Here is a 13,831-nt window from a genome sequence, read left to right on the forward strand (position 1 = left end):
ATGCCGTTCTTCTCGATCATCATCCCCTGCTACAACGCAACCAAGACCCTGGGCGACACGCTGGACAGCATCGCGGCACAGACCGACACCGACTGGGAAGCGCTGATCATCGACGACGGGTCCACCGATGCGACCTGGGCCATGGCGGTGGAGCGCGCCGCGCGCGACAGCCGCATCAAGGTCTACCGCAACCCCGCCCGAGGCCCGAGCGCGGCGCGCAATGACGGGGCCTTCCGGTCGCGCGGCCAGGTGATTGCCTTCTGCGATGCCGACGACCTCTGGCTGCCCGAGAAGCTGGCGCGCATGCGCAGCGCCTTTGGTTGCGCCGATGTGGACGGGGCCTTTGCCCGCATCGCCTTTTTCGACGATCGGGGGTCGCGCACGGAATCTCAGGTGCCCGAGGGCGCGCTGACCGTGCCCATGCTGCTGGGAGAGAACCCGGTCTGCACCATGTCCAACGTCGCCGTCCGCCGCGCGGTTTTCCTTGAGACCGGGGGCTTCGACACCACGCTGGTGCACAACGAGGACCTGGAATGGCTGATCCGCCTGGCCGGCCAGGGGTTCCGCATGATCGGCCTGCCGGATCTGCTGGTGCGTTACCGCACCTCTCCGACCGGGCTGTCGGCCGACATCCGCGCCATGCAGGCAGGCCGCCGCGCGGCGCTGATCACCGCGGCGCGGCTGGGCTTCGTGCCCGACAGTCGGGCCGAGGCGATCCACATGCGCTATCTCGCCCGTCGTGCGCTGCGCACCGATGCGCCGCCGATGCAATCGCTGCGCCTGGCCGTCGAGGGCGCGATGATGTCGCCGCGCGGCTTCTTTTCCGACCTCAAGCGCGGCGCGCTGACCCTGGCCGGCGCGATCTGCGCCCCCGTCATGCCGCGCGGCATGCGCCGCAGCCTGTTTTCCCACTGATCCGCCACACCTGCCCGACCGGAGTACACCAGATGCCCAAAGCCTCGATCATCGTTCCCGCCTACAATGTTGCCGGCACCATCCGCGAGACGCTGCAAAGCCTTCTGGCCCAAAGCTTTTCCGACCTTGAAATCGTCGTGGTCGATGATGGGTCCACCGATCGCACCGTGTCGGTCGTGCGCAGCTTTGGCGATCCCCGGATCCGTCTTGTGCAACAGCCCAACCGCGGTCTGGCCGGGGCGCGCAACACCGGGATCAACCATGCGCGGGGCGACTACATCGGCTTTTGCGACAGCGACGATCTGTGGCGGGCCGGCAAGCTTGCGGCGCATGTGGCGCATCTGGATCGCAACCCGCACGTCGGCCTGTCCTTTTCGGGATCCGAGCTGATCGACACCGAAAGCAAAGGCCTGGGCCTGGCACAGCGCCCGCGTCTGCGCGGCATCTCGGCCGCGGATGTGTTCCTGTACAACCCGGTCGGCAATGGCTCGTCGCCGGTGATGCGGCGCGCAGCGCTTGCGGCGATTTCCTTCCGCCCCGCGCATGAGCCGCTGCGCGACTGGTACTTCGACGAACGGTTCCGCCAGTCCGAGGATATCGAATGCTGGCTGCGCCTGGCGCTGACCACTGACTGGGTGATCGAAGGCGTGACCGGCCTGCTGACCCGTTACCGGGTCGTCACCGGCGGGCTTTCGGCGGGGACCGCGCGGCAATACGCCAGCTGGGAGGCCCTGGTCGAAAAGCTGTCGCCCCTGGCGCCTGACTTCTTCGCCCGCCATGCGCCCGCCGCCCGGGCCTTCCAGCACCGCTATCTGGCCCGCCGCGCCGTCAGTTCCTCTGACGGGGAAGAGGCGCTGCACCGCATCCGCGCCGCCTGGTCGTCGTCGCCCCGCGCCCTGCTGCGCACGCCATTGAAATCCGCAACCACCACGGTGGCAGCGCTGGTGCTGGGCGCGCTTGGGCCGGATGTCCTAAGCGTCTTTGCCCGCGCCGCCGGGCGCCGTCTGGCCTGACCCTGTTTCCGTTCAAGATATTTAAAGGAGTTTCCCCCATGCTGAAGATCGCCCATCTGATCGACGACACCACCGCCGGTGGCGTCACCCGGTACCTCGACTTCCTGCGCCAGGATCCCCGCCTGGGCCGCCAGGCCGACCACCAGGTGATCGAGGTCAAGCGCAACCGCCCCGGCGGCGTCCCGGCGGATGCGGATATCATCGTGTCCCACCTGGCTGTCAGCTGGGCGGGTCTTCCCGGAATGATCGCCCTGCGGGCCCGGCACACGGGCACGCCGATGGTGCACGTGGAACACAGCTACTCGGAAGGGTTCGCGGCGCTGAACGTCACCTCGCGCACCCGGTTCCAGTGCCTGTTGCGCAGCACCTATTCGCTGTTCGACCGGGTCGTCGCGGTGTCGGATGCCCAGGCCGGGTGGCTGGCGCGCAACGGGTTGGCGCGGGTGGATACGCTGGACGTGATCCCGCCGATGGTGGATCTGACCGCGTTGGAGGATATCGCCGCCCCCGAGGGCCCGGTTCGCAAGATCGCCGCGATCGGCCGGCTGGACCGCCAAAAGGGGTTCGACATGCTGATCCGCGCCTTCCGCCTGGTCGAGGACCCGGATCTGACGCTGACCTTCTTCGGGGAAGGCGACGCGCGCGACGAATTGCTGGCGCTGGCGGAAGGTGACAGCCGCATCCGCTTTGCCGGCTTTGCGGTCAATCCCGCTGCGGCCTATGCGGGCAGCGACCTGGTGGTGATGCCCTCTCGTTGGGAACCCTACGGGCTGGTCGCGGCCGAGGCCAACGTGGCCGGCCGCCGCGTGCTGATGTCCTGCGTCGACGGGCTACAGGACCAGGCCCCGCGCGGCAATCCGATCGTCGGAGAGCCGACCGTCGCCGCCTGGGCAGACGCGCTGACGCGAATCGCCGGTCGTCCCGCCGCCTTGGCGCAACGTCCCACGGCCGCCAGCCTGCGTAATGAAACGATCACTGGATGGGAACGCCTGCTGGATGTTCTGACCAACCAGCCCGCGGAAGCCACGGCCCAGACGGCCTGAGCTTCCGCGCCAAAATCCGGGCCAGGGCATTCCGATCGGTCGGAGCTCAACAGCTAAGTCATAGGCTTGGGCGCTGTTGCGACCGGAAAGCCCGGCCCGCCTGATGAGTTATGGCCTCAGGTCAAGGGGAACCTTGACCGGGTGCGGTTCGCAAAGGCGACCAGCGACAGCATCACCGGCACCTCGACCAGCACTCCCACGACGGTCGCCAGCGCCGCGCCGGAGCTCAGGCCAAACAGGCTGATCGCCACGGCCACCGCCAGTTCAAAGAAGTTCGACGCCCCAATCATGGCGCAGGGTGCGGCGATCCGATGTGGCACCTTCATCAGAAAAGCCGCGCCATAGGCCAGGGCGAAGATCCCGTAGCTTTGGATCAGGATCGGCACGGCGATCAACGCGATGATGCCCGGGCGCGACAGGATCGTATCGCCTTGCAAGCCGAACAGGATCGCGACCGTGGCGATCAGCCCGATCATCGACAGCGGCTTGATCCGCGCGGTGAAGGCCGCGATAGCCGCGTCAGACCCCAGAGCCCGACGGGTCAAGAGACCTGCAAACAGGGGTAGGACCACGTAGAGCACAGTGGCCAGAACCAGCGTGCTCCAGGGCACGACGATCTCGGTCACGCCAAGCAGCATCGCAACGATCGGGGCGAAGGCCACCACCATGATCAGGTCGTTCACCGAGACTTGCACCAGGGTATAGGTCGCGTCGCCCCGGGTCAGCTGGCTCCAGACAAAGACCATCGCCGTGCAGGGGGCCGCGCCCAGAAGGATCAGCCCGGCAATGTATTGCGCTGCGTCTTCGGGTGCGATCCAGGGCGCAAAGATATGGTCGAAGAAGAGAACGGCCAGAAACGCCATGGAAAAAGGTTTGATCAGCCAATTGACGACCAGCGTAATCAGCAAGCCCTTGGGCTGGCGGGCAACCCCGACGACGGCCCCGAAATCGACGCTGACCATCATCGGATAGACCATGGCCCAGATCAGTACGGCGACGACAAGGTTGATCGATGCCACCTCGGCCGCGGCTATGGCATCGACCAGCCCCGGTGCCACAGTGCCGATTGCGATGCCCGCGACCATGGAGGCCGCCACCCAAAAGGTCAGAAGGCGTTCGAAGCGACCCATCGGGGTGGCAGTGTCGGACATGGGCGGGCTCCGGTCTGTCATGTGTTCGTCATTTCGTAAATACGCGAATTGAGGGATGCCTAGGATGGATCCGGCTATCTTGTCAACTATCCTAATTTCGCGTAATTACGAAATATGAAGCAAACTTTGGCCATAGATGCCTTCAGTGCCCTTGCCCACGATACGCGGCTGGACATCTTTCGTCTGCTGGTGAAACGCGGCCCCATGGGAACGCCGGCGATGGAGATCGGCCGACTGCTGGATATCAAGCCCTCGACCCTGTCAGGCCATCTGGCCACATTGAAACGGGCCGGGCTGGTCAGCAGCGAACGCCAGCACCGCAAAATTCAATACGCCCCGCGACTTGAGGCGGTGAATGGGTTGGTGCGGTTCCTGCTAGAGGATTGCTGCGGCGGCGATGAAAGCGCCTGTGCGGGTATCGATCTGCCGGCCCAAACGTAGTTGCCGGGGGTGCCTTGCGCACCCCCAACCTGTTCAATCGCGATAGGCGACGGGCCCTATTGGAACCCTTTAGATGTCCAGGTTTTCCACGTTCAGCGCGTTGTCCTGGATGAACTCGCGGCGGGGTTCGACGACGTCGCCCATCAGCTTGGTAAAGATGTCGTCGGCCTCGGCCATGTCGTCGACCTGGACCTGCAGCAGGGTGCGGGCCTCGGGGTCGAGCGTGGTTTCCCAAAGCTGTTCGGGGTTCATCTCGCCCAGACCCTTGTAGCGCTGCAGCTGCAGGCCGCGTTCGCCCTCTTCCAGGATAGCGGAAAGCAGCTCCAGCGGGCCGTGGATCATCTGGGTGCGGTCGCGGCGGACCAGCTTGGCGGGGTCGGTGTAGACGCCGCGCAGGGTCTCGGTCATCTGGCCAAGGCGGCGCGCCTCGCCCGAGCGGAGGACGGCACCGTCGAGGGTCCGAAGTTCTTCGACCCCGCGCAAGACACGGGACAGGCGGATGCCGTGGTCCTGGGTGATGCGCCCCGTCCAGCCGCGTTCGTATTCCACCGCGATCTGGTCAAGACGGGCGGCGACCTGGTCGGCGACGCCCTGAAGATCGGCATCAGCCTTGCCGCTTTCAAAGGCCCCGGCGATGGCGGCCTGTTCCAGGATGTGGCGCGGGTATTGCGTCGGGAAGGCATCCAGGATGCGCTTCACCTGGCGCGCGCCCTCGACCACGCGGATCAGGTCGTTGCCGGTGATCTCTTCGCCCGAGGGAAGCCGCAGCACGGCCCCTTCGGTGCCCTGGGCGATCAGATAATCCTCAAGCGCGGCCTGATCCTTCAGGTAGACCTCGGACTTGCCGCGAGCCACTTTGTACAGGGGCGGCTGCGCGATATAGAGGTATCCGCCGTCGATCAGTTCGGGCATCTGGCGATAGAAGAAGGTCAGCAGAAGCGTGCGGATGTGGGCGCCGTCGACGTCCGCATCGGTCATCAGGACGATCTTGTGATAGCGCAGCTTCTCGATGTTGAACTCGTCCCGGCCGATGCCGGTGCCAAGCGCCATGACAAGGTTGCCGATCTCCTGCGAGGACAGCATGCGGTCGAACCGCGCGCGTTCCACGTTCAGGATCTTACCCTTCAGCGGCAGGATGGCCTGGGTGCCGCGATCCCGGCCCGTCTGGGCCGAACCACCGGCCGAGTCACCCTCGACGATGAAGAGTTCGGTTTTCGACGGATCCTTTTCGGAACAATCCTTCAGCTTGCCGGCCAGATAATTGACGTCCATCGCGGTCTTGCGGCGGGTCAGTTCGCGCGCCTTGCGGGCGGCTTCGCGGGCCAGGGCGGCCTCGACGATCTTGCCGACGATGCCGCGGGCCTCGTTCGGGTTTTCCTCGAACCACTCGGCCAGCTTTTCGTTCATCAGGTTCTCGACCGCCGGACGCACTTCAGAGCTGACAAGCTTGTCCTTGGTCTGGGACGAGAACTTGGGATCGGGCACTTTGACGGACAGAACGCAGGTCAGGCCTTCGCGGGCGTCGTCCCCGGTGAAAGACACCTTTTCCTTCTTCGCGATACCCGATTCCGCCGCATAGCGCGTCAGGGTCCGGGTCAGCGCGCCACGGAAACCCGCCAGGTGCGTGCCGCCGTCGCGCTGCGGGATGTTGTTGGTAAAGGGCAGGACGTTTTCGTGGTAGCTGTCGTTCCACCACATGGCGACCTCGACCCCGATGCCGTCCTTTTCGCCTTCGACATAGATCGGTTCGGGCATCATCGACTGCTTGGAGCGGTCGAGATACTTCACGAATTCCTTCACGCCGCCTTCGTAGAACAGCTCGGTCTTCAGGGGCTCTGCGGGGCGTTCGTCTTCCAGCACGATCCGCACGCCCGAGTTCAGGAAGGCCAGTTCGCGCAGGCGCTTTTCCAACGTGTCGTAATTGTATTCGAGGTTCGAGAAGGTCTGGGTCGAGGACAGGAACCGCACCTCGGTGCCCTTTTCGCCATTGGCGTCGCCCACCACTTCCAGCGGCTTCACGGTCTGGGAGTTCTCGAACCGGACGTAATGTTCCTTGCCGTCGCGCCAGATCCGCAGCTCAAGCCAGTCGGACAGGGCGTTCACGACCGAAATCCCCACGCCGTGCAGGCCGCCCGACACCTTGTAGGAGTTCTGGTCGAATTTCCCGCCGGCGTGCAGCTGGGTCATGATGACCTCGGCCGCAGAGACGCCTTCTTCGGGGTGCATGTTGACCGGAATGCCGCGGCCGTTGTCCCGCACGGAAACCGAATTGTCGGCATGGATCTTGACCCGGACAAAGTCCGCGTGACCGGCCAGCGCCTCGTCGATGCCGTTGTCCACGGCCTCGTAGATCATGTGGTGCAGACCCGACCCGTCGTCGGTGTCGCCGATATACATGCCCGGCCGTTTCCGGACAGCATCCAAGCCCTTGAGAACCTTAATGGAATCTGCGTCGTACGTCGGTGCGTCTTGCTGCGGATCAGCCATGCGGAAAACATCCCCTTTAGTCGTACGATTTTATACCGTTCGAAGGGGGGATTGTCACGCAAATGGCACAAGATTTTGTGGGCAGGCGGCGGGCCTCTCCATAGGTCCGGTTGCGGTCAGAGGATCGCGATGGCCAGGCCCACGCAGATCATCAGACCGCCCGCCACAAGGTTCGTCCGGCGCATTGCCCGCCCCGAGGCCAGGACCCGCCGCACCCGGTCCACCATCAGCGCAAACAGCAGGTTCCCGATGAAGGGCACCAGCATCGACACGCCCATGATCGCGGCGATGTCCCAGGCGGTGATCTGCGTCAGATCGAAGAAGCCGGGCAGCACGCCCATGTAGAACAGGATCGCCTTGGGGTTGCCCAGAATCACCACCAGCCCGGCGACGAACCCGGCCCACATGCCGGGGCGTGTCAGGCGGCTGTCGCTGGCGATGGTCTTGTCGGCGTTGCGGATCAGCAGGATCCCCATGGTCAGGAACATCGCCGCGCCCACATAGCGCAGGATGATCATAAAGCCCGCGATCTGGTCGACCAGCCAGCTGACCCCCAGCACCGCCAGCAGCGGCCAAAGCGCATCGCCGATCACCACGCCCAGGGCCAGCGGCCAGGCGGCGTGGAAGCCGCCCGAAAGCGCGCGGGCGGTCAGGGCCAGCCAGACCGGCCCCGGTGTCAGGAACAGGATGAAAAGCGCTGCGGCGTAAAAGCCCAGCTCCGTCAGGGTCAGGCTCATTCGGGGGCGGGCCCCTTGGTGTCCTCGGCTTCCGCATCCGCGCCCTGTTCAGGGATCGTCAGGCTGCCGTCGTCATTTACCGTCCAGAAGGGGTTATACGCCAGTTCCCAGACATGCCCGTCGGGATCGGCGTAATAGCCCGAATAGCCGCCCCAGAAGACCTCTTCCGGCTGCTTCAGCGCCGTGGCCCCGGCCGCCAGCGCCGCCGCAAAGGCCGCATCAACCCCGGCCTGGTCCTGGAAGTTCTGCGCCAAAGTCATCGCGCCCGTGCCAAGCGGCGCGCCCTCGCGCCCCTGGTCCTTGGCCAGGTCGGCCTTGCCGAACAGCCCAAGCGCCGCGCCCTGCATGCGGAAGAAGACCACGCCCGGGGCCTCGTCCGCCGCCACCCAGCCAAGCGCCTCGTAGAAGGCGCGGGACCGGGACAGATCCTCGACCCCCAGGGTGATCAGGTTCACCCGCTGCGGCGTCAATGTCTTGGTCATGGCTCAGGCCTCCTGGATCGCGGATTCTCCGCCCGTTTCGGTAATTTTCAGATGCTGCGCCCGCGTGCCCAGCTCTTCGAACAGCTCGGCCCCGGTGCCCGTCATCCAGGCCTGCGCACCCAGAGCGCAGACCTCGTCATAAAGGGCAGCGCGCCTCTCGGCGTCAAGGTGAGCCGCGACCTCGTCCAGCAGAAGGATCGGCGGGGCGCCGAAATCCCCGGCCAGGGCGCGGGCATTGGCCAGGATCAGCGAAATCAACAACGCCTTCTGCTCGCCGGTCGAGGCATCGCGGGCAGCAATCCCCTTGGTGGCCCAATGCGCATCAAGATCAACGCGGTGCGGGCCGATCAGCGTGCGGCCCGCCGCCATGTCGCGCCGCCGCCCCCGGGCCAGCGCCTCTTTCAGGGCCAGCTCATCCTCGGGCAGGGCCTCATCGGGGTGCGACATGGACAGATCGGGGGCGGGAAAGGCGGTTTCCGCCGCGCCCGTGGCCCCGGCGATCAGCGCCAGCGCCTCTTCACGATGCGCTGTGATGCGCGCGCCCGCCTCGGCCATCTGGGATTCCAGCGCGACATACCAATGGTCATCGCGCACCATGTCCTTCAACAGCCGGTTGCGTTCGCGCATGGCCTTCTCATAGGCCAGCGCGGCCTCGGCATGGGCGGGATTGAAGCTTAGCGTCATGCGATCCAGAAAGCGGCGGCGCCCCTCGGCCCCCTCGATCCACAGCCGGTCCATGGAGGGCACCAGCCACAGCACCCGCGCCACCCGGCCAAGGGCGGCCTGGGCGCCCGCCTTGCCGTCGATGCGCACGCTGCGCGCCGTGCCCGGTTCGGCCATGGTTTCAAGCTCGTGCATCTGGTGCAGGGACCGCAAGACCCCGGTCAGCTTCCAGCCAAGCGCCTCGGGGCGGCGGATCAGATCCTCGGCCCCCGCCCGGCGCAGCCCGCGCCCCGGCGAAAACATCGACACCGCCTCAAGCAGCGATGTCTTGCCGGCCCCGTTCGGGCCGTGAATGGCCACGGGCCGGCCATCGGCCTCGACAATGCCGCGCCGATAGGACCGGAAATGCGACAGGGTCAGCCGGGTCAGGCAAAGCACCCCCATGCGACCCCCATCATCCTCTTGCCAGAAATATCCCCGCCGGAGGCAAACCCGCCCTGCGGCCCTTCCCTGCGCCGGGTCAGACGCGCATCGGCATGACCACGTAGACCGCGCTGGTGTCGCCACCTTCGCGCATCAGGGTCGGATCACCGGCGGAATTGAACAGGAATACCGCGTTCTCGCGATCCACCTGGGATGCGATTTCCAGCAGGTATTTCGCGTTGAACCCGATCTCCAGCCGTTCGTCGCCATAGGCCACGGCCAGCTCTTCCTCGGCGGCCCCGCTGTCGGGCGCGTTGACGGACAGGATCAGGCGATCCTCGTCCAGCGCCAGCTTCACCGCGCGCGACCGTTCCGAGGACACGGTGGCCACACGGTCGACCGCCTTGGCAAAATCAGCGGCGTCCACTTCCATCTTGCGGGTGTTGCCCTGCGGAATCACGCGGGTGTAGTCTGGGAAGGTGCCGTCGATGACCTTCGACGTCAGGGTGATCGCGGGGGTGGCAAAGCGCACCTTGGTCTCAGAGACCGACACGGCGATCTTCATCTCGTCGTCGTCCAGCAGCTTGCGCAGTTCCCCCACGGTCTTGCGGGGCACGATCACGCCGGGCATGTCGGCCGCGCCCTCGGGCAGTTCGGCGTCGATGCGGGCCAGGCGGTGGCCGTCGGTGGCGACACAGCGCAGCACGCGGCCGTCTTCGGATTCGGCGATGTGCATGTAGACGCCGTTCAGATAGTACCGGGTCTCTTCGGTCGAGATGGCGAATTTCGACTTGTCGAACAGGCGGCGCAGCACCGGCGCGGGGGCCGAGAAGTTCGACTGGTATTCCGAGGACGCCATGACCGGGAAGTCTTCCTTGGGCAGCGTCGCCAGGTTGAAGTTAGACCGGCCCGCGGCCACGGTCAGGCGGCCGGCGGCGCTGTCTTCGGACAGGGTCACCATGGCACCGTCGGGCAGCTTGCGGACGATTTCATGCAGGGTCACGGCGCTGACGGTGGTGGCCCCGGCGCGTTCGACCATGGCGGGGGCCTTGTCGACCACCTCGATATCCAGGTCGGTGGCGCGGAACTGCACCTCGTTGCCTTCGGCTTCGATCAGGACATTGGCCAGGATCGGGATCGTGTTGCGGCGTTCCACAACCGACTGCGCCTGGGCGACGGCCTTGAGCAACGCGGCGCGTTCGATGCTGAGTTTCATGTCCCTTCACTCCTGTCCAAGTCAGGTCATCGCGAAATCCTACGCGATCAACCTGCCGATGCCGGGATCGGAAAGCTACCCGTTTCAGGGGTCAGCACAAGTGTTTTGTTGGATTTTTCCCCGGTTTCGGACGGCAGAAAGGCAAAGACCGGGCACGGGGCCCGGTCCTGTCGCATCTGTTCGGCTGACGGGCCGGTTTGACGGCCCTTTGGCTATGTCTTTCAGACGGGTTCTTCGGCGCGCCTTAGGCTTCCAGCGCGCGGCGCAGCAGTTCGATATCCTCGGCGATCTGGCCGTCCTGCTGCTTCAGCTCCTCGACCCGGCGCACGCCGTGAATCACCGTGGTATGGTCACGCCCGCCAAAGCGGCGTCCGATTTCCGGCAGCGACCGCGAGGTCAGCTGCTTTGCAAGATACATCGCCACCTGACGGGGGCGGGCATAGGTGCGCACCCGCTTGGGTCCGATCAGGTCGGACATGCGGATGTTGTAATGCTCGGCCACCTTGCGCTGGATTTCCTCGACCGTGATCTTGCGTTCCGAGGCGCGCAGGATGTCGGCCAGGCATTCCTGGGTCAAGTCCAGCGTGATTTCGCGACCCACGAGGGACGAGAAGGCGAACAGCCGGGTCAGCGCGCCTTCCAGCACGCGGACGTTGGTTGAGATGCGGTGCGCCAGGAATTCCAGCACGCCGTCGGCCATCTTCAGATCCGGGTACTGCGACCGCTGAGCGTCCACCTTGCTTTGCAGGATGCCCAGGCGCAGTTCGTAGTCGGTCGGGTGCAGATCGACGATCAAGCCGCACTGCATGCGAGAGCGGATCCGCTCCTCCATATCGGTCATCTCACCGGGGGCGCGGTCGCCCGAGATGATGATCTGTTTGTTCTGATCCACAAGCGCGTTGAACGTGTGGAAGAATTCTTCCTGCGTGCTGTCCTTTCCGGCAATGAACTGGACGTCATCGACCATCAGCACGTCGACAGTGCGGAACAGCGATTTGAAGTCCATCGTGCGGCGTTCACGGATCGCTTGAACAAAGCGATACATGAATTGTTCTGCCGAAAGGTAAACGACGGTCAGCTCGGGGCGGTTTTTCTGCAGCTCATTCGCGATGGCGTGCATCAGGTGCGTCTTGCCCAGACCAACGCCGCCGTACAGGAACAGCGGGTTGAAGGTCACCGGGCCGCCTTCGGCGACGCGACGTGCAGCAGCATGGGCCAGTTCGTTCGGCTTGCCGACGACAAAGCTGTCGAAGGTGAAACGCGGGTCCAGCGGGGCGGGCTGAAGCATGGCGTCCAGGGCCGAGGGCTTGGCCGGTTTGGCAGCTTCCGGCGCAGGCGCGGGTTCGACCTCGACCTGGGCAGGGCGGGCAGGTTCGGCCGCATTCACGTTGGCCGCCTGGCTGACGATGAACTCAAGCCGGCGAATCTGCTGGTTGACCGACGAGACCTCGCCCAGAATCAGATCCCCGAAATTGCGCGACACATAGGTGCCGGCATAGGAATTCGGCGCACCGATTACGGCGACACCGTCTTCGGTCCGGTCCAGAACCAGCGGTTCGATCCAACTTTTGTAATTATGCTGCCCGACATTCGCGAGAAGGTTCTGTTTGACTGCGCCCCACTGATCTTTTGTCATTCTTTCCTTGCCCCCAGGATTTCTTAATTCTCAATACACCTCATACCCGGAAGGCTTTGCCGACCGGTCACGACACCGTTGCCCCAAACCACAGCACACTCACCCCGTTCCCGCAGAAGGAACGGCCGCAAACGTGCCGCAATCTGTGTCTGGAACTGCAACTGGTTCAGTGGAGAATGTCCCCGACCACTCAACCCAAAGTTGCACATTCCGCCTGCTCAGCCTTTCTGGCCGATCCCGAGGTCGTGGCGTCGGAAGCTTGTATAGTAGCCTCTGTGAACACCGCGACCTTCGACCAGTAGGAGTCGAGCCCCCCAAGACGACGTGAATCGCATGAGTGAACCTAGCAACTGTGACGAGAGGCGCGCAACGGCAAGAAGCTCTTGACTCAGAATTGGTCGAAATCGAATCTCGAGGCGGTGGCAGAGGCGCCACATAGCAAAGGGGCACCGCCGTAGCGATGCCCCTTTAACGTTCAGTCACTTGCGCGCTGGTTCAGGCGATTGCCTTCACGCGGGCTGCAAGACGCGACATTTTCCGGGATGCGGTATTCTTGTGCAGGATACCCTTGGTCACACCGCGCATCAGCTCGGGCTGAGCTGCTTGCAGGGCGTTGGAAGCCGCAGTTTTGTCACCCGATGCAATCGCCTCTTCCACCTTGCGAAGGAAGGTACGGATGCGCGAGCGACGCGCCTTGTTAACCGTAGTACGGCTAACCGTCTGACGGGCGCGCTTCTTGGATTGAGGCGTATTGGCCATGTTCTATCGTCCCATGGTTTGGGTTCGTACGTTCTGAAGCCGCGCTGATAGGACCGACTCGCCGCAAAGTCAACAGCCTCGGCCCGGAACATGACAAGTTTGCGTCAGGGCGTGCCGTCCGGGCTGTCGAATTGGGTACAGAGCACGAGAATCCGCGCCTCGTCCTGCCCGTCGGCCGCATAAAGGTGTCCGCGTCCGCTGTCGAAATACATGGAATCACCCTGGTTCAGCGTGACCGGATCGCGGCCCTCCAACTGAACGATCACACGACCCGAGAGGATATAAAGGAATTCTTCACCGGGATGACTTACCATCCGATCAAAATTCATCCGCTGAAGCGGCTTCAGCGTGCCGCGCATGGGCACCATGGATTTGCCGCGCACATCCGGGAACATCATCTCGTAGGTGTAGTTCTCGGTTTCCAGATAGGCGAAGTCATGGGCCCGGGCGATTTCCACGGTGCCGGCGGCGAAACTGTCGGTGCCGTCGGAAAACAATTCGGCGACGTCCACGCCCAGCCCCTTCGCCAGGCCCGAGAATCGATCATAGGTCGGGGCCATCAGCCCGCGTTCGATCTTTGAGATGGTCGAAATCGCCAGCCCGCTGCGGTCGGACAGGGCCTGAAGCGTCAGGCTGCGCGCCTCTCTCAGAGCTTTGATCCGGGTGCCAAGCAGCGTGCGGCTGCTTTCGGCATCGGGTGTTTTCGTCGTGTTTCCAGTCTCTTCCATGACATCAGGACCTTTGCGGCCAGCCTTAACTTTTATCGGAAGGGTGATGGAACACATCTTTTCCTATCGGAAAATTGTGTTATGTCTCCCCCTCTACGTGTATATTTAGGTGATTTTTCGCCGATGAACAGGTGTAC

13 protein-coding genes are annotated in these 13,831 nt (G+C 64.3%); 4 read left to right on the forward strand and 9 right to left on the reverse strand.

What is annotated here, in order from left to right:
* Genes BMX99_RS06130 through BMX99_RS06140 form a run of 3 tightly spaced genes read left to right on the forward strand, consistent with a single transcriptional unit; the run spans position 1 to position 2,971 of the window.
* Entirely contained in the window at positions 1-915 is a 915-nt protein-coding gene (locus BMX99_RS06130) for a glycosyltransferase family 2 protein (protein ID WP_093448700.1), read from the forward strand.
* A 32-nt stretch (positions 916-947) separates the two neighbouring features.
* On the forward strand, positions 948-1,928 hold the full coding sequence (locus BMX99_RS06135) for a glycosyltransferase family 2 protein (RefSeq protein ID WP_093448704.1): 981 nt from the start codon (positions 948-950) through the stop codon (positions 1,926-1,928).
* Positions 1,929-1,966: 38 nt separating this feature from the next.
* On the forward strand, positions 1,967-2,971 hold the full coding sequence (locus tag BMX99_RS06140) for a glycosyltransferase (protein ID WP_093448707.1): 1,005 nt from the start codon (positions 1,967-1,969) through the stop codon (positions 2,969-2,971).
* A gap of 116 nt (positions 2,972-3,087) precedes the next feature.
* Here BMX99_RS06140 and arsB read toward each other — a convergent pair whose 3' ends face one another.
* Complete coding sequence (gene arsB / locus BMX99_RS06145; RefSeq protein WP_093448711.1) at positions 3,088-4,122, reverse strand: ACR3 family arsenite efflux transporter; 1,035 nt, start codon at positions 4,120-4,122, stop codon at positions 3,088-3,090.
* A 114-nt stretch (positions 4,123-4,236) separates the two neighbouring features.
* Here arsB and BMX99_RS06150 point away from each other — a divergent pair, with 114 nt between their 5' ends.
* Positions 4,237-4,563: an ArsR/SmtB family transcription factor gene (locus BMX99_RS06150; protein WP_093448715.1), complete on the forward strand. Its 327-nt coding sequence runs from the start codon at positions 4,237-4,239 to the stop codon at positions 4,561-4,563.
* A gap of 69 nt (positions 4,564-4,632) precedes the next feature.
* Here the strand turns inward: BMX99_RS06150 and gyrB are convergent, their stop codons facing one another.
* From gyrB to BMX99_RS06190, 8 genes are all read right to left on the reverse strand, one after another.
* Positions 4,633-7,050, reverse strand: a complete 2,418-nt coding sequence (gene gyrB / locus BMX99_RS06155; RefSeq protein ID WP_093448719.1) for a DNA topoisomerase (ATP-hydrolyzing) subunit B — start codon at positions 7,048-7,050, stop codon at positions 4,633-4,635.
* A 116-nt stretch (positions 7,051-7,166) separates the two neighbouring features.
* Positions 7,167-7,787, reverse strand: a complete 621-nt coding sequence (locus BMX99_RS06160) for a LysE family translocator (RefSeq protein ID WP_093448724.1) — start codon at positions 7,785-7,787, stop codon at positions 7,167-7,169.
* Entirely contained in the window at positions 7,784-8,257 is a 474-nt protein-coding gene (locus BMX99_RS06165; protein WP_093451121.1) for a VOC family protein, read from the reverse strand. Before BMX99_RS06165 ends, BMX99_RS06160 begins: the two co-directional genes overlap by 4 nt.
* Before the next feature lie 15 nt (positions 8,258-8,272).
* Entirely contained in the window at positions 8,273-9,376 is a 1,104-nt protein-coding gene (gene recF / locus BMX99_RS06170) for a DNA replication/repair protein RecF (protein WP_093448727.1), read from the reverse strand.
* 76 nt (positions 9,377-9,452) lie between these two features.
* Positions 9,453-10,571 carry a DNA polymerase III subunit beta gene (dnaN, locus tag BMX99_RS06175; RefSeq protein WP_093448731.1) on the reverse strand — a complete coding sequence of 373 codons (1,119 nt, stop codon included), beginning with the start codon at positions 10,569-10,571 and terminating at the stop codon, positions 9,453-9,455.
* Between the two features lie 244 nt (positions 10,572-10,815).
* Positions 10,816-12,207 carry a chromosomal replication initiator protein DnaA gene (gene dnaA, locus BMX99_RS06180; protein ID WP_093448735.1) on the reverse strand — a complete coding sequence of 464 codons (1,392 nt, stop codon included), beginning with the start codon at positions 12,205-12,207 and terminating at the stop codon, positions 10,816-10,818.
* Positions 12,208-12,702: 495 nt separating this feature from the next.
* Entirely contained in the window at positions 12,703-12,966 is a 264-nt protein-coding gene (gene rpsT / locus BMX99_RS06185; protein ID WP_093448739.1) for a 30S ribosomal protein S20, read from the reverse strand.
* Positions 12,967-13,070: 104 nt separating this feature from the next.
* Positions 13,071-13,694, reverse strand: a complete 624-nt coding sequence (locus BMX99_RS06190) for a helix-turn-helix domain-containing protein (protein WP_093448743.1) — start codon at positions 13,692-13,694, stop codon at positions 13,071-13,073.
* Positions 13,695-13,831: the final 137 nt, after the last annotated feature.

Origin of the sequence: Pseudooceanicola nitratireducens (assembly GCF_900109195.1) — a bacterium.
Lineage (GTDB): Bacteria > Pseudomonadota > Alphaproteobacteria > Rhodobacterales > Rhodobacteraceae > Pseudooceanicola > Pseudooceanicola nitratireducens.

Bases quoted from the DNA above. Each gene is read 5' to 3' on its own strand.
- BMX99_RS06130 (WP_093448700.1), top strand. From the start codon at position 1: ATGCCGTTCTTCTCGATCATCATCCCCTGCTACAACGCAACCAAGACC.
- BMX99_RS06135 (WP_093448704.1), top strand. From the start codon at position 948: ATGCCCAAAGCCTCGATCATCGTTCCCGCCTACAATGTTGCCGGCACC.
- BMX99_RS06140 (WP_093448707.1), top strand. From the start codon at position 1,967: ATGCTGAAGATCGCCCATCTGATCGACGACACCACCGCCGGTGGCGTC.
- arsB (WP_093448711.1), bottom strand. From the start codon at position 4,122: ATGTCCGACACTGCCACCCCGATGGGTCGCTTCGAACGCCTTCTGACC.
- BMX99_RS06150 (WP_093448715.1), top strand. From the start codon at position 4,237: ATGAAGCAAACTTTGGCCATAGATGCCTTCAGTGCCCTTGCCCACGAT.
- gyrB (WP_093448719.1), bottom strand. From the start codon at position 7,050: ATGGCTGATCCGCAGCAAGACGCACCGACGTACGACGCAGATTCCATT.
- BMX99_RS06160 (WP_093448724.1), bottom strand. From the start codon at position 7,787: ATGAGCCTGACCCTGACGGAGCTGGGCTTTTACGCCGCAGCGCTTTTC.
- recF (WP_093448727.1), bottom strand. From the start codon at position 9,376: ATGGGGGTGCTTTGCCTGACCCGGCTGACCCTGTCGCATTTCCGGTCC.
- dnaN (WP_093448731.1), bottom strand. From the start codon at position 10,571: ATGAAACTCAGCATCGAACGCGCCGCGTTGCTCAAGGCCGTCGCCCAG.
- dnaA (WP_093448735.1), bottom strand. From the start codon at position 12,207: ATGACAAAAGATCAGTGGGGCGCAGTCAAACAGAACCTTCTCGCGAAT.
- rpsT (WP_093448739.1), bottom strand. From the start codon at position 12,966: ATGGCCAATACGCCTCAATCCAAGAAGCGCGCCCGTCAGACGGTTAGC.
- BMX99_RS06190 (WP_093448743.1), bottom strand. From the start codon at position 13,694: ATGGAAGAGACTGGAAACACGACGAAAACACCCGATGCCGAAAGCAGC.